At 63.3% G+C, this 20817-nt stretch carries 20 protein-coding genes; 8 read left to right on the top strand and 12 right to left on the bottom strand.

Annotated features, from left to right (window positions below; all coding sequences use genetic code 11):
- Nucleotides 1–30 precede the first annotated feature (30 nt).
- Nucleotides 31–618: a nitroreductase family protein gene (locus V8V93_RS10780; RefSeq protein WP_338666675.1), complete on the bottom strand. Its 588-nt coding sequence runs from the start codon at nt 616–618 to the stop codon at nt 31–33.
- 326 nt (nt 619–944) lie between these two features.
- Here V8V93_RS10780 and V8V93_RS10775 point away from each other — a divergent pair, with 326 nt between their 5' ends.
- Nucleotides 945–2249, top strand: coding sequence for a phenylacetate--CoA ligase family protein (locus tag V8V93_RS10775; RefSeq protein WP_338666674.1), 1305 nt, complete (start codon nt 945–947; stop codon nt 2247–2249).
- Between the two features lie 26 nt (nt 2250–2275).
- Nucleotides 2276–2707 carry an ACT domain-containing protein gene (locus V8V93_RS10770; RefSeq protein ID WP_338666673.1) on the top strand — a complete coding sequence of 144 codons (432 nt, stop codon included), beginning with the start codon at nt 2276–2278 and terminating at the stop codon, nt 2705–2707.
- A 79-nt stretch (nt 2708–2786) separates the two neighbouring features.
- Here the strand turns inward: V8V93_RS10770 and V8V93_RS10765 are convergent, their stop codons facing one another.
- Nucleotides 2787–3551 carry a substrate-binding periplasmic protein gene (locus V8V93_RS10765; protein WP_338666672.1) on the bottom strand — a complete coding sequence of 255 codons (765 nt, stop codon included), beginning with the start codon at nt 3549–3551 and terminating at the stop codon, nt 2787–2789.
- A 248-nt stretch (nt 3552–3799) separates the two neighbouring features.
- Here V8V93_RS10765 and V8V93_RS10760 point away from each other — a divergent pair, with 248 nt between their 5' ends.
- Both V8V93_RS10760 and V8V93_RS10755 read left to right on the top strand, forming a co-directional pair.
- Entirely contained in the window at nt 3800–4429 is a 630-nt protein-coding gene (locus V8V93_RS10760; protein WP_338666671.1) for a CPBP family intramembrane glutamic endopeptidase, read from the top strand.
- Nucleotides 4430–4536: 107 nt separating this feature from the next.
- Nucleotides 4537–4881 carry an Hpt domain-containing protein gene (locus V8V93_RS10755; protein ID WP_338666670.1) on the top strand — a complete coding sequence of 115 codons (345 nt, stop codon included), beginning with the start codon at nt 4537–4539 and terminating at the stop codon, nt 4879–4881.
- Between the two features lie 68 nt (nt 4882–4949).
- Here V8V93_RS10755 and V8V93_RS10750 read toward each other — a convergent pair whose 3' ends face one another.
- Complete coding sequence (locus V8V93_RS10750) at nt 4950–6302, bottom strand: MATE family efflux transporter (protein WP_338666669.1); 1353 nt, start codon at nt 6300–6302, stop codon at nt 4950–4952.
- A gap of 96 nt (nt 6303–6398) precedes the next feature.
- On the opposite strand from V8V93_RS10750, the gene cls reads away from it, so the two are divergent.
- Nucleotides 6399–7847, top strand: a complete 1449-nt coding sequence (gene cls, locus V8V93_RS10745; protein WP_338666668.1) for a cardiolipin synthase — start codon at nt 6399–6401, stop codon at nt 7845–7847.
- Between the two features lie 434 nt (nt 7848–8281).
- On the opposite strand, the gene dapB is transcribed toward cls, so the two are convergent.
- Genes dapB through uvrB form a run of 4 tightly spaced genes read right to left on the bottom strand, consistent with a single transcriptional unit; the run spans nt 8282 to nt 14212 of the window.
- A complete protein-coding gene (gene dapB, locus V8V93_RS10740; RefSeq protein ID WP_338666667.1) occupies nt 8282–9058 on the bottom strand; it encodes a 4-hydroxy-tetrahydrodipicolinate reductase in 777 nt (258 codons plus the stop codon).
- Between the two features lie 37 nt (nt 9059–9095).
- Nucleotides 9096–11147, bottom strand: coding sequence for an NAD-dependent DNA ligase LigA (ligA, locus tag V8V93_RS10735; protein ID WP_338666666.1), 2052 nt, complete (start codon nt 11145–11147; stop codon nt 9096–9098).
- A 23-nt stretch (nt 11148–11170) separates the two neighbouring features.
- A complete protein-coding gene (locus V8V93_RS10730) occupies nt 11171–12172 on the bottom strand; it encodes a potassium channel family protein (RefSeq protein WP_338666665.1) in 1002 nt (333 codons plus the stop codon).
- 36 nt (nt 12173–12208) lie between these two features.
- The gene (gene uvrB / locus V8V93_RS10725; RefSeq protein WP_338666664.1) at nt 12209–14212 is read right to left on the bottom strand and encodes an excinuclease ABC subunit UvrB; all 2004 of its coding nucleotides are present in this window, start codon (nt 14210–14212) and stop codon (nt 12209–12211) included.
- Between the two features lie 84 nt (nt 14213–14296).
- Between uvrB and V8V93_RS10720 the strand changes: the two genes are divergently transcribed.
- Nucleotides 14297–14776 (top strand): hypothetical protein, encoded by a 480-nt coding sequence (locus tag V8V93_RS10720; protein ID WP_338666663.1) that lies wholly within the window; start codon nt 14297–14299, stop codon nt 14774–14776.
- A gap of 7 nt (nt 14777–14783) precedes the next feature.
- On the opposite strand, the gene aat is transcribed toward V8V93_RS10720, so the two are convergent.
- The 4 genes from aat to V8V93_RS10700 form a co-directional block, all read right to left on the bottom strand.
- Nucleotides 14784–15476 (bottom strand): leucyl/phenylalanyl-tRNA--protein transferase, encoded by a 693-nt coding sequence (aat, locus tag V8V93_RS10715; RefSeq protein WP_338666662.1) that lies wholly within the window; start codon nt 15474–15476, stop codon nt 14784–14786.
- Nucleotides 15477–15519: 43 nt separating this feature from the next.
- Nucleotides 15520–17835 carry an ATP-dependent Clp protease ATP-binding subunit ClpA gene (gene clpA / locus V8V93_RS10710; protein WP_338670183.1) on the bottom strand — a complete coding sequence of 772 codons (2316 nt, stop codon included), beginning with the start codon at nt 17833–17835 and terminating at the stop codon, nt 15520–15522.
- 9 nt (nt 17836–17844) lie between these two features.
- A complete protein-coding gene (gene clpS, locus V8V93_RS10705) occupies nt 17845–18159 on the bottom strand; it encodes an ATP-dependent Clp protease adapter ClpS (protein WP_338666661.1) in 315 nt (104 codons plus the stop codon).
- A gap of 80 nt (nt 18160–18239) precedes the next feature.
- Nucleotides 18240–18836, bottom strand: a complete 597-nt coding sequence (locus V8V93_RS10700) for a class IV adenylate cyclase (RefSeq protein WP_338666660.1) — start codon at nt 18834–18836, stop codon at nt 18240–18242.
- 46 nt (nt 18837–18882) lie between these two features.
- Between V8V93_RS10700 and crcB the strand changes: the two genes are divergently transcribed.
- Together crcB and V8V93_RS10690 are read left to right on the top strand one after the other, a co-directional pair.
- Entirely contained in the window at nt 18883–19260 is a 378-nt protein-coding gene (gene crcB / locus V8V93_RS10695; protein ID WP_338666659.1) for a fluoride efflux transporter CrcB, read from the top strand.
- A 21-nt stretch (nt 19261–19281) separates the two neighbouring features.
- Complete coding sequence (locus tag V8V93_RS10690) at nt 19282–19629, top strand: DUF190 domain-containing protein (protein WP_338666658.1); 348 nt, start codon at nt 19282–19284, stop codon at nt 19627–19629.
- A 106-nt stretch (nt 19630–19735) separates the two neighbouring features.
- Here V8V93_RS10690 and V8V93_RS10685 read toward each other — a convergent pair whose 3' ends face one another.
- On the bottom strand, nt 19736–20803 hold the full coding sequence (locus V8V93_RS10685) for a protein-glutamate methylesterase/protein-glutamine glutaminase (RefSeq protein WP_338666657.1): 1068 nt from the start codon (nt 20801–20803) through the stop codon (nt 19736–19738).
- Nucleotides 20804–20817: the final 14 nt, after the last annotated feature.

Raw genomic sequence — 20817 nt, 5'->3', positions numbered from 1 at the left:
ATGTCCTTGAATGTTTACTGTGCGTCACGGTCAATCCTCGGGAAACCGGCCCACCAGGATCTCGTCGAGCCCGCGCTTGGGCACGTGGTGCTTGCCGTCTTCGCCGGTCCAATACTTGATACTGCCGTCGGAGGGAAGCGATTCCAGGACCACTTCCTGGGCGGGGACGCCCAGCGCCAGGACCATGAGGATCTCGAAACGGTCCGGGAGGTCGAAGAGCGCGGCCAGCTTTTTCCGGTTGACCGTGGCGATGATGCAGCCGCCGTACCCCTTGTCCACCGCCCCGAGCATGAGGCTCTGGCAGGCGATGCCGTGGTCGCAGTGGGGCGTATCGGCCAGTTCCTTGTCCAGAAGCATGACGATGTACCCCGTGGGCCGCTCGCCCTCGGCCGGTCCCTTCCAGTCCGCGAGATACCCGGCCCAGCCCAGGAGCGGAAAGATTTCGGCGCACTGCGCCGGATCGGCGGTGACGATGTACTTGAGCGGCTGCAGGTTCCTGCCGGAAGGCATGAACCGGAGCATGTCCACCAGTTCGGTCAGATCTTCCGCGCTCACCGGCTTGGACTCGTCGAACTTGCGCCGCGACCGGTTGCGCTCCATCAATTCCCTGAATGTCATAGTTACTCCACTGTTGGTTGTTAACCTCCGATTGTGTAATGCACTTTTGGACGGTCCGCAACAATCGCGCCCCAAACAGACAACAGGCCCCCGGCTGTCCCGCGGCCACAAACCCCTTGACGCAAACCGGGACATGGGGCACTGTTTCGCCTATGCAACAATTCCTATTTGCGTGCTTTTTTTGGTTTACGGGCTCTCTGTAGAAGGCTCGTGGCTTATGGAATGGCGCGGGGAAGGCGCGGGAGCGGACCACGGGCTGTAACAGACCGTGGTTTTTTCATATGGACAGCATGGCCGATTCAAGGCCGCCCAAGGAGGATGAAGGGATGATCTACGACGTGAGGAACGAGACCCTGCCCAGGGAGGAAATGGAAGCGCTCCAACTGCGCAGGCTCAAGTCGTTGTGTGAACGGGTGTATGCCAACGTTCCATTCTACAAGAGAAAATTCGATGAAAAGGGCGTCAAGCCCCAGGACATCAAGACGCTGAAAGACGTCTCTCTGCTGCCGTTCACCGTCAAGCAGGACCTTCGCGACCAGTACCCCTTCGGCATGTTCGCCGTGCCCAAAGACCAGATCGTCCGCATCCACTCCTCCTCCGGCACCACCGGCACGGCCACCGTGGTCGGCTACACCAAACGCGACATCGAGAACTGGGGCGAACTGGTGGCCCGGTGCATGATGGCCGCAGGGGCCTCGGCCGCAGACACGGTCCACAACGCCTACGGCTACGGCCTGTTCACCGGCGGGCTGGGCGCCCATTACGGGGCCGAAGCTCTGGGCGCCACCGTGGTGCCCATGTCCGGCGGCTCCACCCGCAGGCAGGTCACCCTGCTCAAGGATTTCGCCCCGGACGTCATCTGCTGCACCCCCTCCTACGCCCTGTTCCTGGCTGAAACCGGCCTGGAGATGGGCATCGACATTCGCGAACTGCCCCTGCGCATCGGCATCTTCGGGGCCGAACCCTGGACCAACGAGATGCGGGCGGACATCGAGAAGAAGCTCGGCATCACGGCCATCGACATCTACGGCCTGTCCGAGATCATGGGCCCCGGCGTGGCCATCGAGTGCGCCGTCGCCCAGGACGGCCTGCACATCCAGGAGGACCACTTCCTGGCCGAGACCATCGACCCGGTCAGCGGCGAGCCCGTGGGGCCCGGCGAGGAAGGCGAACTCGTCTTCACCACCCTGACCAAGGAAGGCATCCCGCTCATCCGCTACCGCACCCGCGACCTGACCACCCTGAACTACACACCGTGCAAATGCGGCCGCACCACCGCGCGCATGAAACGCGTCACCGGCCGCAGCGACGACATGCTCATCATCCGGGGCGTCAACGTGTTCCCGTCCCAAATCGAGTCCATCCTCATCGACACCGAGGGGCTGACCCCGCACTACCAGTTGATCATCGAACGCCAGGGCAACCTCGACACCCTGGAGGTCCAGGTGGAGGTCAACGAGTCCCTGTTCTCCGACGAGATCAAGAGTTTACAGCGTGTGGAATCGAAGGTAATGAAGAACATTAAGGAATTCCTCGGCGTCACCGCCAAGGTCAAGCTGGTCGAGCCCAAGAGCATCGAGCGTTCCCTGGGCAAGGCCAAACGCATCATCGACAACCGCCACAAGGACTAACCAGTCAATAAGCCAAGGAGAACACCATGAAAGTCGATCAACTCTCCATATTTCTGGAAAACCGGGCCGGACGCCTGGCCGAGGTCACCCGCATCCTTTCCGAGGCCGAGGTGAACATCCGCGCCCTGTCCCTGGCCGACACCTCGGACTTCGGCATCCTGCGCCTGATCGTGTCCGACTTCGAAAAGGCCAAGGCCAAGCTGAAGGAAGCGGGCTTCACCGTGGGCCGCACCTCGGTGGTGGCCGTGGAGGTCAACGACCAGCCCGGCGGCCTGAACAACATCCTGACCATGCTCCAGGAGGCGGGCATCAACGTGGAATACATGTACGCCTTCGTCCAGCAGTCCGGCGATTCCGCTGTCCTGATCTTCCGCTTCGACCGCACGGACCAGGGCATCGAGCTGCTCCAGAAAAACAACATCAACATCATCCCCGGCGACAAGCTCTACGCCATGTAGCGCTCCCGCAACCATGTGAAAAAAGGGTGAAGGCGTCCTGCCCTCACCCTTTTTTTTCGGCCCGCGCGCCGAAACACGATCAATAGTGAGCCATGATCTCCCTGTAGACCCCGGCGGCCCGGTTGATCCGGATGCGCTCGTTGATCTCGGGCAGGCGGGATGCCCAGCCCGGATGCCGGTTGAAGGCGAACCGCAGTTCCGAACTGCCCAGTTCCCGTTTCGAGACGTAAAAATCCTCCACGCTCAACTCCGGGGAACTGCGAAGGACCCAGCGGACCGTAAACTCGTCGAACAAGGCCACGTCGACCCGGCCCGCCTTGAGCATGCGCAACAGCACCACGTCGCTGTTCACGTCGTAGCGGTAGGCCTTGCCGCTCTCGAACAGCGGCTCCACATCGGGATAGTTGTAGGACTTGATGCAGCCGATGGTCAGGTTGTGCAGGCTGGACTCACCCCGGTACTCCACGGGCCGGTTCCGTCTGGATAGCAACACCGTTCGCAGCCTCAGAACGGGATCGCTCCACAGGTAGAGGTCGGCGTTGCCCATCCATTCCCGGCACTCCAGCCGGGTATAAACCCTGTCCCCCGGCGTTCTGAGCACACTGCGCGATGCGGGGAGCATCAGCACGAAGGTCTCGGCGTCCTCGGGCATGGAGACCCGAAAGATGTCCAGGGCTGCCCCCCTGGGTTCGCCGTCCACGACCATCTCCAACGGCGGCCACCCCCTGGTGAACAGGGCGAAAGTAACCGAGTCGCCTGCCAGGGCGGGACGCATCAGGAACGCCCCCGCCAGGACCAGCAACAGAAGGACCGCAAGGGGCCGCCTATGAATCACTGCGAACAACCGAACCTCCTTCGCCACCGTAATCGGTACACATGTTCGGACGGAGGACCTTATCTCAAAGGGAGACGCGAATAAACCGGCACTGCGGGAGATTTCAGCCCTTTCCACTTTTTTTCCACAGGTTGTGCCAACACGGAATGATTTTCGTGAATATTTGTGGACAACCTGAGAGGAAGAACAATGTGGCGGTTGCATGACAACAGCGCGGCGGGCTGGACCGACCCGGCAACCATACGTATATACGCGAGATGCCCACCCCGTTCCTCTGGTTTGAATTCCTGGCCCTCTTCGGCCTGACCCCGTTACTCCACGCGCTGGGCTGGTTGCCGTTTCCCAAAATCCCCCTGCTCCTCGTCTTTGCGGGCGGTTGCCTGATCTATCTCGGCAAGGGCGGATACCTTCCAAAAACGGAATTTTCCGTTTTTCTCCATGAAAACAGAGCCAATTTAAGGGCGATAGCCCTCCGTTCCCTGGCGATCGCCCTGTGTTCCGTGCTCGTGGTGCTCGTTTGGGCACCGGACCAACTCTTCAGCTTTCCCCGCACCAGACCGCTCCTGTGGGCGGCCGTCATGCTACTCTACCCCCTGCTTTCCGCCTTTCCGCAGGAAGCCGTCTACCGAGCTTTTCTCTTCCGTCGCTACGCCCCCATTCTGCAGTCGGACCACGCCCGGACCTGGGCCAGCGTCCTGGCCTTCTCCTTCCTGCACATCGTCTTCGGCAACTGGGTGGCCGTGGCCCTGACCCTCCCGGCAGGCTGGATCTTCGCCCGGACCTACCGCAGAACCGGCTCCCTGATCCTCGCCTCTGTGGAGCACGCCGCATACGGCTGCATCGTCTTCACCGTGGGCCTCGGCCGGTTCTTCTACCACCCCGGTTGATCGACTTCTTCGTTTTGTTCGCAAACCTGTTGCTGAAAACTGCCCATCGAAGTATGTAGATGAAATATGGTCGGCACAATCGGCCTATTCAAGAGATGGGGAACACAGTGAGCAAGGAAATAGTCGACAGCAAGTTCCTGGAATCAATGGCGGATCGTCGTCCGTTCATGAAACGGATGTTCACCGTGTTCATCTCCCAGGAACCCAAGAGGATCCAGAGCATTAAGGACGCCCTCTCCTCCGGCGACGTGGAAAAACTGCGCCACCTGGCCCATTCCCTCAAGGGTGGAGCCGCCACCATCGGCGTGGAGCGGGTGCGCGAGTGTTGCCTCCAGCTTGAAAAAGCCTGCAAGACCGGCGACTTGGACGCTGCCCTGGCGCTCATGGACCAGCTTGAGGAAGAGATGCGCAACGCCTACGAATTCATGTTCAATTACCTGGCCGAGCACTGAACCGGCCCGGAGACACGCCCTCACAGGGCCCGTCGGCGCGACCGGCGGGCCTTTTTCATGCACCGGCCCTAGCCCTTGAGCGGCGCATTGCCCACGCCTGGCCATATGCGCGCCAGGCCGAACCCCGCCCGAATGAAGGTCCACAGGGCCGAGGCCAGCCAGATGTAGACCAGCACGTGCTGCGGCCGGGATATCTCCACGGCCAGGACGCACGCCCCGCCCACGGCCGATGCCACCAACATGCTGTTGCGCAGGTAGGCGAAATCTCCGGTGCCCCAGTGGATGCCGTCCGTGGCGAACGACAGGGAGCCGATGGGCTGGGACAGGGAGACCACCACCCAGCCCGGCCCGAACACGGCGTAGGCCGCCGGGGGCACCAGCAGCCAAGCCACCATCTCGGTCCCCAGCAGCATGGCCAGGCACAAGGCCACGCCCGTGCCGAAACTCCACCAGCAGACCAGTTTGGCCACCTCGCGGGCCTTGTCCCGTTCGTCCGCCCCCATGAAATACCCGACCAGGCTCTGCCCGGTGATGGCGAAGGCGTCGAGAAACAGTGCCGAAAAAAGGAAAAATTGCCGGATGGCCTGGAAGGCCGCGCCCTGGTCCGCGCCGAACAGATTGGCCACCCGGGTGCACAGGGCCAGGAAGACCAGCACCGCCCCGGTGCGCAGGAACAGGTCGCCGCCCACGCGCATGAGCCGGGCCAGCCCGGCGCCGCGCATGCGCCAGGTCAAGCCGAGGGTCCGGTAGACCGCGATCAGGCACCAGAACGCCCCGATCCACTGGCTGACCGAGCTGGCGATGGCCGCGCCGGCCACGCCCATGGCCGGAAACGACCCGTGGCCGAAGATCAGCAGCCAGTCCAGCAGGACGTTGACCAGGTTGATGCCCACGGCCACATAGAGCGGCGTACGCATGTCCTGAGCCCCGCGCAAGCCGCCGAAACAGGCCAGGGTGACCAGCACCGCGGGCGCGCCCAGCAGCCGGTAAAACATATACCGACAGGCATAGTCGTTGACCAGCCCCTCGGCCCCGAAGACCGAGGCGATGGGCGACAGAAACCAGATGGACGCGGCCAGGAGCCCCATGCCGATGCCCGCCGCCAGCAGTCCGGCCAGGGAGACCACCTTGATCGCGCGGTCTTCCTCGCCCCGGCCCACGCTGTGGGCCACCTCGGTCTGGGTGGCGATGCCCAGGAAGGCGAAAGCCCAGAAGATGGCGGAAAAAGCCATGGTGCCGACGCCCAGGGCCGCCACGGGTTCCGAGCCGGGAATCCGCGCCACGAAGGCGGTGTCGGCCAGGCCGGTCAGCGGCTCGGCCACCAGGGAAAAGAGCACGGGCAAGGCCATGCGCACGAGCGTCCGGTTGGGCTTGTCCAGAAAGGGATGTCGTTGGGGCTGTTGTGCCGGTCTGTCGTGCACCGTGTTTTCTCCTGCCAAAAAACCCAGAACACATCCCCCCTGCGATGACAAGCAAAGCTTTCCCTTTTCAGCGGTTTTCTGATAGCAATAACTCCCATGGAATCTTTGGAAATGTCCTTCCTGCTCGGCTTGGCCAGCCTGTTCTATACCGCGATGGAGATAACGGGTATCCTCACCGCGCTCATCGCCATCCGCGAGACCCGCACACCGCAGGGAGCCGTGGCCTGGGCCATCTCCCTGGCCACCTTCCCGATCATCGCCCTGCCCCTGTACTGGATCTTCGGCCGGTCCAAGTTCCACGGCTACGTGGACGCCATGCGCACCGGCCGGGCCGAGTTCCAACGGCGCATCGGGGACCGCCACGACGTGCCTCCCGTCACCCCCCTGTCCGAACGCGAACTCCCGCACCAGCCCCGCACGGTCTTCGAGACCCTGGCCGAGTCACCCTATCTCGGCGGCAACGACATGCAACTGCTGGTCAACGGCCCCGACACCTTCAAAGCCATCTTCGACGCTGTCGAAAAAGCCGAAAAATACGTGCTCATCCAGTTCTACATCGTCCGCGACGACGACTTGGGCAAACAGCTCGGCGAGCTCCTCGTCCGCAAGGCCCGCCAAGGGGTCCACATCCGCTTCCTCTACGACGAACTGGGCAGCTACAAGACCCCGGCCGCCTACTGGGACGCCCTGCACGCCGCCGGAGTCGAGGCCTTTCCCTTCCACACCACGCGCGGTCCGGGCAACCGCTTCCAGCTCAACTTCCGCAACCACCGCAAGATCGTGGTCGTGGACGGCCACACCGCTTTTGTCGGCGGGCACAACGTGGGCACCGAATACCTCGGCGGCAAGGACAACGGCTACGGCGGCTGGCGCGACACCCACGCCCGCATCTCCGGCCCGGCCGTGCTGCCCATCCAGGTCTGCTTTGGCAAGGACTGGTACTGGGCCACCAGCGAGGTCCCGGACCTGGACCTGTCCATGCCCGCAAAACAGGGCAAGGCCGAAGTCCTGGCCCTTCCCACAGGCCCGGTGGACGCCCTGGAAAACTGCTCCCTCATGTTCATTCAGGCCATCGCCTCGGCCAAAGAACGATTCTGGATTGCCAGCCCCTACTTCGTGCCCGACACCTCGGTCATGAAGGCCTTGCAGATGGCCGCCATGCGCGGCGTGGACGTGCGCATCATGCTGCCCAAGCGGCCCGACCACCTGATGGTCTACATGGCCGGATTCGCCTGCCTCAAGGAACTCGTCCAGCCCGGCATCCGCGTCTTCCGCTACGTCGACGGCTTCCTGCACCAGAAGGTCTTCCTGGCCGACAACGCCCTGGCGGGCGTGGGCACCGCCAACCTCGACAACCGCTCCTTCCGGCTCAATTTCGAAATCACCATGCTCGTCGAAGACCCCGACTTCTGCAAGGATATCGAAACCATGTTCCTCGACGACTTCAACCATTGCGTCGAGACCGGGACCAACGAGTTCGACGGAAAAAACATCTTCCAGCAAACCGTCATCCGCTTCGCCCGCCTGCTGTCGCCCATTTTGTAGGGGGGAGGTTGCCTCCGGCGGCCGGGGAAGGGAAGGGGACCCTTGAAAAGGGCTTCCCTCTTCCCCTTCCCCGGACCTCCATCCCCATCTCCCCTCCTAAACTCTTCGGTGCCGCTTCGCGGAAGGCGGCAGCGCGGCAAATCGGTTATTTCGCCGTAGTTCAACACGCCGCCCCCTTTGGGACACCGCCAAACCGCCACCAGCCAATCTCCCCGTGTTAACATCCCCTTTCCCGCCCCCCCGCTTTCGCCGCAGGCGACACAAAAAGTTTGGGAGGGTCCAGGGAACCCTTTTCAAAGGGTTCCCTGGCGGGGTCCGGGGCAGCGCCCCGGCCGTCGGAGACGCCCGCCCGGCGAGGGCCCGCCGGAGGCACACGTACAAAAAAGGGAGCCTCGCGAGAGACTCCCTTTCGGGCGTTCTGTAATATCCCCGGCCTAGAAGATGTCGGCCATGGCGTAGAGCTTGCCGGGTTTCTGCCGGGCCAGCCATTTGGCGGCACGCAGGGCGCCGGCCGCGAAGGTCTCGCGGGAGTGGGCGCGGTGGGTGATCTCGATACGTTCGCCGGGCCCGAAAAAGTACATGGTATGGTCGCCGACCACATCGCCGCCGCGCAGGGCCTGGACGCCGATCTGTTTTTTGGGGCGTTCGCCGATGATGCCGTCGCGGCAGTGCCGCTTGACCTCGTCGTAGTCCCAGCCGCGCGCCTCGGCCAGGACCTGGGCCAGCTTGAGGGCGGTGCCGCTCGGGGAGTCCTTTTTCATCTTGTGATGCGTCTCGACCATTTCCATGTCGTAGTCCTCGCCCAAGGCCTGGACGAGCTGGGGCAGGAACTTGAGCAGCACGTTGATGCCCACGGACATGTTCGGAGCCCAGAAGATCGGGGTTTTCTTGGCGGACTCGGCCAACTCGGCCTGCTGTTCCGGGTTCAGGCCGGTGGTGCCGATGACCGCGGGGTTGCCGTATTTGGCGACGGTCCTGGACATGGCCACCGAAGCCTCGGGGGCGGTGAAATCGACGACCACCGCGCCGGGCACGTTGGGCAGCAGTTCTTCGAGGCAGTCGGAGACGGCGCACTCGTAATCCAGGCCTTCCGCATGGCCCTTGCGCTCGCACGCGCCCACCAGGTTCAGTTTCTCGTCGGCCAGAGCCATGTCGATAAGGGTCTTGCCCATCCGGCCCTTGGCACCCAGGATGACGATGTCGACAGTCATGGAATCTCTCCTTGTCTCGTGTTGAAAATACGTATGGTTAAAAGTCCAGAAGAGACTTTTGCCTAGCTGCGGTCTTGCCTTCGAGTAATGCTTTAAAGGCGGCGAAGTCAATGACTTCAATTCCCAGCTTTTCGGCCTTGGCGACCTTGGAACCGGCCTTTTCGCCGGCCACCAGGTAGTCCACCTTTTTGGAGATGGACTTGACCGGCACGCCGCCGCGCGCCTCGACCATGGCGTGGGCCTCGTCGCGCGTCACGGGCAGGGTCCCGGTGAACAGGAAGACCTTCCCGGCAAGGGGTGCGTCGTCGGACGCGGCGGCGGCCGGGCCGCCCTCGGGATGAAGGCCCGCTTCCTTGAACTGCTCGATCATCGCCCGGTTGGAGGCGTCCACCCGGAAATCGAGGATGGATTCGGCCATGATGCCGCCAATGCCGTCGAGCTCGGTCAACTCGTCGAGAGTGGAGGCAAAAAGCGCGTCGAGATCCTTGAACCGGGCGGCCAGAGCGCGCGCGGCCTGCTCGCCGATGTGGCGAATGCCGAGCCCGGCGATCAACCGCCACAGGGGGGCCACCTCCTTGGCTTTTTGGATGGCCTTGATGAAATTTTCCGCCGACTTGTCGCCCATGCGCTCGTACTTGAGCAGGTCGGTCTTCTTCAGGGTGAAGAGGTCGGCCGGGGTGTTCAGGACGCCGTCCTCGGCCAGCTTGCGGACCCACTGCTTGCCCACGCCCTCCATGTCCAGGCCCGCCTTGGACACGAAATGGATGAGCCGCTGCACGGTCTTGGCCGGGCAGGCGGGATTGGTGCAGACCACCCGCTCACCGTCCTCCACGGCCGGACTCTCGCAGACCGGACAGGTATCGGGAAAGGTGAAGGGTTCGGCGTTGTCGGGCCGTTGCTCCAGGTCGGCGGACAGGACCTGCGGGATGACGTCGCCCGCCCGCTGGATGAGAACCGTATCGCCGACGCGCAGGTCGCGCTCCGCGATGTACCCCTTGTTGTGCAGGGTGGCGTTGGAGACCACCACGCCCGCCAGTTCCACGGGCTCGAGTTCGGCCACGGGGGTGAGCACGCCGGTGCGGCCCACCTGGATGCGGATGGCGTTGAGCCGTGTTCTGGTCTGGTGCGCCGGAAACTTGAGGGCCAGGGCCCAGCGCGGAGCGCGGGAGGTATAGCCGAGTGCCTCCTGCATCCCGCGATCGTTGACCTTGGCGACCATGCCGTCGATCTCGAACGGCAGCGTGGCCCGCATGGCCATCAGTTTCTGGAAATAGTCGGCCACTTCCCTGGCCGAAGCACACAGCTTCACGTCGGGCGGAATGGCGAACCCGAGGCCGCGCAGCCCTTCCATGAGCTCCTGCTGGGTGGCCCAGTCGGCTCCCCGGCCGGCCCACTGCACCCGGCCAACGCCGTAGGCCATGAAACGCAGGGGGCGCGAAGCGGCCACTTTGGGGTCGAGCTGGCGGATGGTCCCGGCCGCGGCGTTGCGCGGGTTGGCGAAGACCTTGTCGCCCTTCTCCTCCTGGCGCGCGTTGAGGGCCGCAAAGTCCTTGTTGGACATGATCACCTCGCCGCGCACCTCGATCAGTTCGGGGACGTCGCCGCCGTGGAGGGTCATGGGCAGGTTCATGACCGTGCGCATGTTGCCGGTCACGTCCTCGCCCACCAGGCCGTCGCCGCGCGTGGCACCGCGCACGTACCGCCCGTTCTCGTAAATGACTTCCAGGGCCAGGCCGTCCATCTTGGGGTCGGCCCAATAGGCGACGTCGGAGGTGCCCACGCCCTTGGCCACGCGCTCATGGAAGGCGTACCAGGCGTCCAGGTCCATGGCGTTGTCCAGGGAGTACAGCCGCAGGGCGTGCTCGTAGGGGATGAACCCCTCGGCGGGCTCGCCGCCCACCCGCTTGGTCGGGGAGTTGGGGTCGTCCAGCTCGGGATGCTCGGCCTCGATGGCGGCCAGTTCGCGGAACAGGACGTCGAACTCCTGATCCGATATCTCGGGATCGTCCAGGACGTAGTAACGGTGGTTGTGATATTCGATTTTTTCGCGCAGAAAGGCCGCGCGCTCGGCAACGCTGTCAGGAACCATGTATACTTTCTACCTGGATATAATTACAAAATTTCTCTGAGTTCAGCCAGATTGGTCTTCTTGCCCACGGCCAGCAGCGTGTCGTTGGCCCGGATGATCTCCTTCGGGCCGGGGTTGAAGACCATCTCCCCGGACTCCTTCTTGATGGCGATGATGATCAGGTTGAAGTTGGGCCTGATCTTGGACTCGATGAGGTCCTTGTCCACCAGCTCCGACTCGGGCGATACGGCCAACTCCTCCATCTGGAGGTCGATGCCGCCGCGCACGGCCAGTTCGAGGAAGTTGGTCACCGTGGGTCTGAGCACGCTCTGGGCCATGCGCAGTCCGCCGATGAAGTGCGGCAGGACCACCCGGTCGGCCCCGGCCAGTTCCAGGCGTGAGATGTGCGACTTGTCCCCGGCACGGGCCACGATGGTGATCGTGGGATTGAGCTGGCGGGCGGTCAGGGTGACGTAGACGTTGGCCGCCTCGCTGGTCACGGCCGAGATCAAGGACTTGGCGTAGGGCAGCCCGGCGCTCATGAGCACGGCATCGCTGGTGGCGTCGCCTTCGAGACACAGGATACCCTCCTGTTCCATCTTGTCGATGAGGCCGGGATCGTTCTCGATGACCACCACGTCGTGGCCGTCGTTCATGATCTCCTGGACCACGATGCTGCCGATGCGGCCATGGCCGCAGACGATGAAATGGTTCCTCAACTTGCTGATCATTTTCATCATTCTATGCTTACCCCACAAGATTTGCAGTCGCCCGTCCATGAGCACCTGGGCGAACGCGCCCGCGATATACACGAAGCCGCCCACCCCGAGCATAATCAGGAAAGCCGTGAAGATGCGCCCTTCCGGCGAGAGCTGGTTGACCTCCATGAAACCCACGGTGGAGAGGGTGATGACCACCATGTAGAAGGCGCTGCCCAGGTCCCAGTGCTCGTAGATCATGTAGAAGCCGATGCCGAGCAGGAAGATGACGAAGAGATAGATGACGCCGAGGACGATGCTCCAGAAGGAGCCCAGCCTGGCGCGCATGCGCAACATCCGTCGATGAAATGTACCCTTCATCCCTTACCCCAACTCCAGCATGCGCTCGCGAATCCGGGCGATGCGGTCCCGGAGTTCCGCGGCCCGTTCGAATTCGAGTTCCCTGGCGGCCTCGCGCATCTCCCGCTCCAGCCGCTTGACGGTCTTGTTCAGCGTCTTCTGGTCCGCGCCGTAGTCCACGCCGTCCTCGGCGGCCCTGGCCACGGTTGCCCCCTTGTCGGCGTGGCCCGTGAGTTCCCCGAAGAGGTTGTCCACCTTCTTGCGGATGGTCGTCGGCGTGATGCCGTGCTCCAGGTTGTACTCCTGCTGCTTCTCCCGTCTGCGCTCGGTCTCGCCCATGGCCGCGGCCATGGAGTCCGTGACCTTGTCCGCATACAGGATGACCCGTCCGCCCGCGTTGCGGGCGGCCCGGCCGAAGGTCTGGATGAGCGAGCGCGTGGAGCGCAGGAAGCCCTCCTTGTCGCCGTCCAGGATGGCCACCAGGGAGACCTCGGGAATATCCAGCCCCTCGCGCAGGAGGTTGATGCCCACCAGGACAAAAAACTCGCCTTCCCGAAGCGCCTTGATGATGGCCATGCGCTCGAGCGTGTCGATATCCGAATGCAGGTACTTGGCCTGGACGCCCATCTGGTTCAGGTAGTCGTTCAGGTCCTCGGCCATGCGCTTGGTCAACGTGGTCACCAGGACCCGCTCGTCCTTTGCTTGCCTCTTCTTACACTCCGCCAGCAAATCGTCAATCTGTCCCTGCGTCTTGCGCACCTCGATCTCCGGATCCAGCAACCCGGTGGGCCGGATGATCTGCTCCACGACGACGCCCTGGGCCAGGTCCAGCTCCAGCGGGCCGGGCGTGGCCGAAACGTAGACCGCCTGGTGGATGCGCTCCTGGAACTCTTCGTAGTTGAGCGGCCGGTTGTCCAGGGCCGAAGGCAGGCGGAAACCGAAGTCCACCAGGGTGGTCTTGCGCGAACGGTCGCCCCGGTACATGCCGCCCACCTGGGGCAGGGCGATGTGCGACTCATCCACGAAGAGGATGAAATCGTCCGGGAAATAGTCGAGCAGGGTCGACGGCGGCTGGCCTTCCACGCGCCCGTCCAGGTGGCGCGAGTAGTTCTCGATGCCGTTGCAGTAGCCCAACTCCTCGATGGTCTCGAGGTCGTACATGGTCCGCTGTTCCAGCCGCTGTGCCTCGACCAGCTTGTTGTTGCGTTTGAGGTACGCCAGCCGGGACTGGAGTTCGTCCCGGATGTCGTTGATGGCCCGGTCTACGTTGTCACGGTCGGACACGAAGTGCGAGCCGGGGTAGATGACCGTCTTGCGCAGCCGGTCCTTGACCTCACCGGTCAGCGGGTCGGTCTCGGTGATGGAGTCGATCTCGTCGCCGAAGAACTCGATGCGCAGCGCCTTCTCCCGGCTGTAGGCCGGGATAATCTCGACTACATCGCCGCGCACTCGGAAGCTGCTGCGGTGGAAGTCGTAGTCGTTGCGCTCGTAGTGGATCTCCACCAGCCGCCCGAGCAGGGAATCCATGGCCATGGTCTGGCCCTCCTCCACGGGGATGACCATCTTGGCGTAGAAATCGGGCGAGCCCAAGCCATAGATGCACGACACGGAGGCCACCAGGAGCACGTCCCGGCGCGTCAGCAACGCGTGGGTTGCCGAGTGGCGCATCTTGTCGATGTCGTCGTTGATGGACGAATCCTTCTCGATGTACACGTCCGAGTGCGGCATGTACGCTTCGGGCTGGTAATAGTCGTAATAACTGACGAAGTATTCAACCGCATTATCCGGGAACAGCCCCTTGAACTCGGTGTAGAGCTGGGCGGCCAGGGTCTTGTTCGGGGCCAGGATGAGGGCCGGGCGGTTCAATTGAGCCACCACGTTGGCCATGGTGAAGGTCTTGCCCGTGCCCGTGGCGCCGAGCAGGACCTGATCGCGCACGCCGGCGTTCAGCCCGGCGATGAGCTCGGCCACGGCCTGGGGCTGGTCGCCCTTGAGGGTATATTCGCTGACAAGTTTAAAATCCGGCATTCTTTCACACCCGGGCTTGAGCTGGCCCGCCAAAACACGTAAGTAACTATAAAAAACCTGTAACCGCGAACCGGAGTCAGCGCTATGGATATCTCCATCAACACCCCCGCCTCCCCCCTGCCCTGCCAGCGAGCCTACTCCCTGTCCATGGTCATCAGGAGTTTCAAGGGCAGGCGCGACGTCGAGGTACACCTGTTCCGCTCCCGCTGGAACCGATCCGAGGAATCGGAATCGGACTACACCGGGCTGATCGAGCAGGCCCCCTCCGCCCCGAAAACCGTTCTGCCGGAGGGCCGCAAGGTCATCCTGGAGTCCTTCACGGCCGACGAGCGCGATCTCATCGTCAATTACCTGAAAGAACAGTATTCCACAAGGCTTACGGCCATCCGGTCCAACCCGCTGGACTTCCCGGTTCCGGCCGGGCTGGCCGGGTTCACCGAGGTCCAACCGGGCAAGGACGCCGGTTTCATCGAGTTTAAAAAAATCCCGAGTTATCCCCTAGACTTCCCTCTCAAGGGATACTTCGACCTGAGCCGGCACCTCCCCCTGGTGAACGAGGACTGAGCCGGGGTCAAGCCTGATCGTCGAACCGCCACATCCCTTCGAGGGGGGGCGCGTTCATCCCCTCGCGGATCATGGACATGAAGCGGAACCGCTGGAACTCCCGCGCGCCGAAGCGCAGGAGATGGCGGGTCGTCTGCTGGCAGTCGATGAGCGTGAACTCCCATTTGCGCAACTGCTCCACGAACACGGCAAAGGCCGCCTTGGAGGCGTCCGGCACGTTGTAGAACATGGACTCCCCGTAAAAAATGGAGCCGAGCGACACGCCGTACAGTCCGCCCACAAGGTCGTCGCCCTGCCATGCCTCCACGCTGTGCGCGTAGCCCAGCCGGTGCAGCAGGGTGTAGGCCTCGATCATCTCGTCCACGATCCAGGTGCCCTCCTGTTCGGGCCTGGGGCAGCAGGCACAGCGCCGGATGACCGCTTCGAACCGGGTATCCAGGGTGAAGGTGAAAACCCCCTTGTTGAGCATCCTGCGCAGGCTGCGCGGCACGTGCAGCTCCGAGGGGACAAGCGCCAGCCTTGGATTGGTGGACCACCACAGGATGGGGGAATTTTCAGCGTACCACGGGAAGATGCCGTTGGCGTACGCGTTCAGCAACCGTTGGGGGGAGAGGTCGCCGCCCACGGCGAGCAGTCCGTCCGGATCGGCCTCTTCCGGGTCGGGAAACACGGGTTCGTCGAACAGGCGATAGATGGTCATGGGCTGTAAAAAAGGGGGCGGCCCGCGCCGCCCCCTGTCCTGGCTATTGTTTGGTTCCGACGACGTCGAAGGAAAACGCGAATTCTCCGGATTCGCCGACCACCGGAATCTTCTTGGACTTCTTTTTCTTGGCGGCCACGTCCACGGTGACCACCCCGCCCTTGGTCAGGGTGCCGAAGAGCAGTTCGTCCGCGATGACGTCCTTGATCTCGGTCTGGATGACCCGGCCCATGGGACGCGCGCCCATAGTGGCGTCATGGCCGAGTTCGGCCAGCCGTGCCCGCGCCGCGTCGGTCAGGGCGACCACCACGCGGCGGTCCTGCAACTGGTCGTTGAGTTCCTTGATGAACTTGTCCACGATGCGCTCCATGATCGGCTTCTCCAGGGAGTGGAAGGTCACGGTGGCGTCGAGCCGGTTGCGGAACTCGGGGCTGAAGAGCTGCTCCAGCGCCTTCATGGCCTCGCCCTTGCGGTCGGAATTCTCGTCGCGCTTGAAGCCGATGGCGCCCTTGGACATCTCGCGGGCGCCCGCGTTGGAGGTCATCAGCAGGATGACGTGCCTGAAGTCCGCCTTACGCCCGTTATTGTCGGTCAGGGTGGCGTAGTCCATGACCTGGAGCAGGATGTTGAAGACGTCGGGGTGGGCCTTCTCGATCTCGTCGAACAGAACCACGCAGTGCGGCTTCTTGCGCACACCCTCGGTCAGGAGTCCGCCCTGGTCGAAGCCCACGTAGCCCGGAGGCGCGCCGATGAGCCGGGCCACGGCATGCTTCTCCATGTACTCGGACATGTCGAAGCGCAAAAAGCCGATGCCGAGCACCGCGGCCAATTGCCGGGCCAGTTCGGTCTTGCCCACGCCGGTGGGGCCGGTCAGCAGGAAGCTGCCCACAGGACGTCCCGCCTGACGCATGCCCGCACGGGAGCGCTTGATGGACTTGGCCAATGCCGCCACGGCCTCATCCTGGCCGAAGACCACGGACTTGAGGTCGCTTTCAAGGCTCTTGAGCCGCTCGCGGTCGGACATGGTCAGCCTGCGCGCCGGGATACGGGCCATGCGGGCCACGACCTTCTCCACGTCGGCAACCTTGATGCGGTCGCCCTTGCGCGGCCGGCCGGAGAGCTTGTACAGCGCCCCGACCTCGTCCATGACGTCGATGGCCTTGTCCGGCAAGAACCGGTCGGTGATGTGCCGCTCGGACAGTTCGGCCGCCGCCTTGAGGGCGAAGTGGGTGTAGTTGACCCCGTGGAACTGCTCGTAGTGCGGCTTGAGCCCCTTGAGGATGGCGATGGTCTCCTCCACGGTGGGCTCGTTGATCTCGATCTTCTGGAACCGGCGCGACAGGGCGCGGTCCTTTTCGAAATGGTTCTTGTATTCCTCGAAGGTGGTCGAGCCGATGCAGCGGATCTCTCCGGACTGCAACAGGGGCTTGAGGATGTTCGAGGCGTCCATAGACCCGCCCGAGACCGACCCCGCGCCCACGATGGTGTGGATCTCGTCCACGAACAGGATGGCGTCGCGATTCTGCTTGAGCTCGGCCAGGACCCCCTTGAGCCGCGCCTCGAAGTCGCCCCGGTACTTGGTGCCCGCCAGCAGCGACCCCATGTCCAGGCTGTAGACCTCGGCGTTGATGAACTCCTTGGGCACCCTGCCCTCGACGATCATCAGGGCCAGCCCCTCGGCCATGGCGGTTTTGCCCACGCCGGGGTCGCCCACGAAGATGGGGTTGTTCTTGCGGCGGCGGGACAGGACCTGGATGGTCCGTTCCAATTCCATGGTCCGGCCGATGAGCGGGTCGATGAGCCCGTGGGACGCCCGGTCGGTCAAGTTAACCGTGAACTCCTTGAGCGGGCTCTTCTTTTCGCCGGGCCGGCCGTCCAGGGGATCGGCCTTGGACGGCTGGTCGTCGCCCAGGTCGTTCCAGTCCTCGCTCATGGACATGCCGTGCGAGATGAACTCCAAAATATCGAGCCGGGACACATCGTGGGTCCGCAGGAAGTAGACCGCGTAGGAATCCTCCTCGTCGAACATGGCGGCCAGCACATCGCCCACCTCCACGGTGTTCTTGCCCGAGGCCTTTTTCTGCCACACGGCGCGCTGCAACACGCGGCGCACGCCCAGAGTCTGGATGACTTCGGACTCGGTGCCTTCGGGCAGAGCCTCCACGTTCTCCACGAAGAACCGCCCGAGCTGGTCCCTGAGCCGTTCCATCTCCGCGCCGCAGGCCTCGAGGATCTCCTCGCCCTGCTCCTCAATGGAGATGGCGTACAGCAGGTGTTCGAGCGTCAGGAACTCGTGGTTCCGACGCTTCACCTCATTGACCGCGGAGGTCAACGCACTTTCCAGTTCCTTGCTCAGCATCGTCATATTCTATTCACCTTCCATGCTGCACTTGAGCGGGAAACCCGCGCTTTTGGCCAGCCGGTGCACCAGGTCCACCTTTGTTTCGGCCACTTCGGCGGTGTACACGCCGCACACTCCGTACCCCTGGTTATGCACGGAGAGCATGATGGCCGTCGCCTGCGCCTCTGTCCGGTGAAAGACGCGCACCAAAACCTCGACCACGAAGTCCATGGTCGTGTAATCGTCATTATGCAACAGGACCTTATACTTTTTCGGTTCCTTGGCCTCGTGTTGGCCAAGGAGCTCCGAATCGAAACGGTCCCCGGTAAAAGGGTCGCTCATAACGGTTCGAATCCACCAATCCTTTGTATTTCCTAGCTCCCAATATAAATTCCTTTTACCCGGCTGTCGAGGGCCGACGGTCAAAGTTTCTCAAGTTCGTCCAGCAGGGCCGCCCGCTCGCCGGGCTCGAACACGAAATTCTCGTCGGGTTCCAGCCCCTTCGCCACGCGGTACTCGATATTCAGGCCGTGGTAGGTGGCCTTGGTGGTGCAGGCCGCGTTCAGGCCGAGCCCGGCGGCGCAGGCCAGGACCCGCGCCTCGTCGCCCTCGATCTCCACGAACTCCCCGAAGGGAAGCCGGTCCAGGCAGATGACACAGTCCATATACCGCCACTTCTCCCGGACCTTCTCGTAGCGGAAGACGGGAGCGAACCCCAGGACACCGAGAGCTTCGGCCAGGGCCGCGCCGTCGTCCACCCCGGTCTCGATCTCCTCGAAAATCTTGAGGGCCGAGGGCTCGGGAGCCTCGGGAGGATGCTTGACCGTAAGCACCGTATGGCCCTGCTTCTCCCGCAGGCGCAGGAGGATGCCGTCCCGCTTCAGGGAACGATCGGGCCGGTCGAAGACGGTGTTGGCCTCGAAGTAGCGGCCCGTGGTCTCGGCCCCGGCCAGGCGCAGCCGCTCGGCCAGGTCGGCCAGGTCGGCCTCCAGATATTTCAATTCGCACTCCAGCGCCATTGGCTTTCTCTCCTTGTGTTGATATACCCTGCTCAAGGATATCGAAATGCTGACCAAAATTCTCTATATTTCTCTGGGCGGGGCCGCCGGAGCCCTTGCCCGTTATTATTTGTCGGGCGTGGTCCAGCGCATGGCGGGCGGATCCTTCCCGGCGGGCACGTTTGCCGTCAACATGGCGGGCTGCCTGCTCTTCGGCGCGGTCTGGGGATTTTTCGAGAACCGGCTGCTGCCCGGCAGCGAAGTCCGGCTCCTGGTCCTGACCGGGTTCATGGGCGCGTTCACCACCTTCTCAACCTACATGTTCGAGACCGCCACTCTGGTCAAGTCCGCGCAGATGGCCATGGCCCTGGTCAACGTGGTCGGCCAGTCCGTGGCCGGACTGGCCCTGGTCCTGACCGGCATCGCCCTGGGCCGCCTGCTCTAACCCAATACTAGGGGGAACGCCATGAAATTGCTCGAAAAAGCTGAACGAATCAGAATCTACATCGGCGAGGATGACAAGTTCGACGGGCAGCCGCTGGCCGACGCCATCGTTCGCGAGGCGCGCAAGATGGGCCTGGCCGGGGCCACGGTCTACCGGGGACTGATGGGCTTCGGCGCCAACAGTCTGATCCACACCAGCAAGATTTTGCGCCTCTCCGAGGACCTGCCGGTGGTCGTGGAAGTCGTGGACCACCCGGAAAAGCTCCTGCCCCTGCTCGACAAGCTCGACACCATGCTCAAGGAAGGCATGGTCACCAAGGAAGCCGTGGACGTCATCGCCTATCGCCACAGCAGGATGAACGAAAAATAGCCGATTTCGCGCCAACGGCGCGATGCTTTCACGATACGAAAGAAGGCGCCCCGGCGGGAAAATTCCCGCCGGGGCGCATCCGTTGGCCCTATCCCTTCCCGCGGCCTCAGCCGCAGGCCCGAACAATTTCCGGCGCGATCTTTTCCAGGGACAGAATCTTGTCCACGCCGCCCTGCTTGATGGCCTCCTGGGGCATGCCGAAGACCACGCAGCTCGCCTCGTCCTGGGCGATGGTGTACGCCCCGGCGTCCTTGAGCTCCTTCATCCCCTTGGCCCCGTCGTCGCCCATGCCGGTCATGATGGCGGCCACCACGTTGGCCCCGCCGTAGCGCGCTCCGGAACGGAACAGCACGTCCACCGAGGGCCGGTGCCGGGAGACCAGAGGGCCGTCCTTGACCTCGACGTAATACTTGTTCCCTGTGCGCTTGAGCAGCATGTGCTTGTCGCCCGGCGCCACCAGGGCCAGGCCGCGCATCAGGGCGTCGCCGTCCTTGGCCTCCTTGACGTTGATCCGGCAGATGCCGTTGAGACGGTTGGCAAAGGCCGCCGTGAAATGCTCCGGCATGTGCTGGACGATGGCGATGGGCGGGCAGTTCTCGGGCTGGGCCTCGAGAAAGACGCGCAACGCCTCGGTGCCACCCGTGGACGCGCCCACCAGGCAGACCTTTTCCGTGCGCGAGAGGGCCACGGGCTTGCCGGCCGGGATGACCGCGTCCGCGCTGAGCTTGGGCTTGACCTGGACCGGCGGGGCCGTGGGACGGATGGGCCGGGTCCCGGCCATGGCCGCGGCCTTGACCTTGTCGATGAGGCGAATTTTCGCCTCTTCAAGAAATTTCTTGGTGCCCACCTTGGGCTTGGTGATGATCTCCACGGCCCCGTATTCCAGGGCCTTGAGCGCCGTGGTGGTGCCCTCGCCGGCCACGGACGAGCAAATGACCACCGGGATGGGCCGCTGCTTCATGATCTTGCGCAGGAAGGTCAATCCGTCCATGCGCGGCATCTCGATATCCAGGGTGATGACGTCCGGGACTTCCTTCTTGAGCCGCTCGGCGGCCACGTAGGGGTCCACGGCCGTTCCCATGATCTCGATCTGGGGATCGGACGAAAGGATGTCCTCGAGAGTCTGCCTGACAACGGCGGAATCGTCGACGATGAGAACTCGAATCTTGCGCATTTGTAACCTCTTGA

It is taken from the genome of Pseudodesulfovibrio sp. 5S69, assembly GCF_037094465.1.
Lineage (GTDB): Bacteria > Desulfobacterota > Desulfovibrionia > Desulfovibrionales > Desulfovibrionaceae > Pseudodesulfovibrio > Pseudodesulfovibrio methanolicus.
Note: the sequence above shows the minus strand (reverse complement) of the source record. Positions and strands in the feature narration are given on the sequence as shown.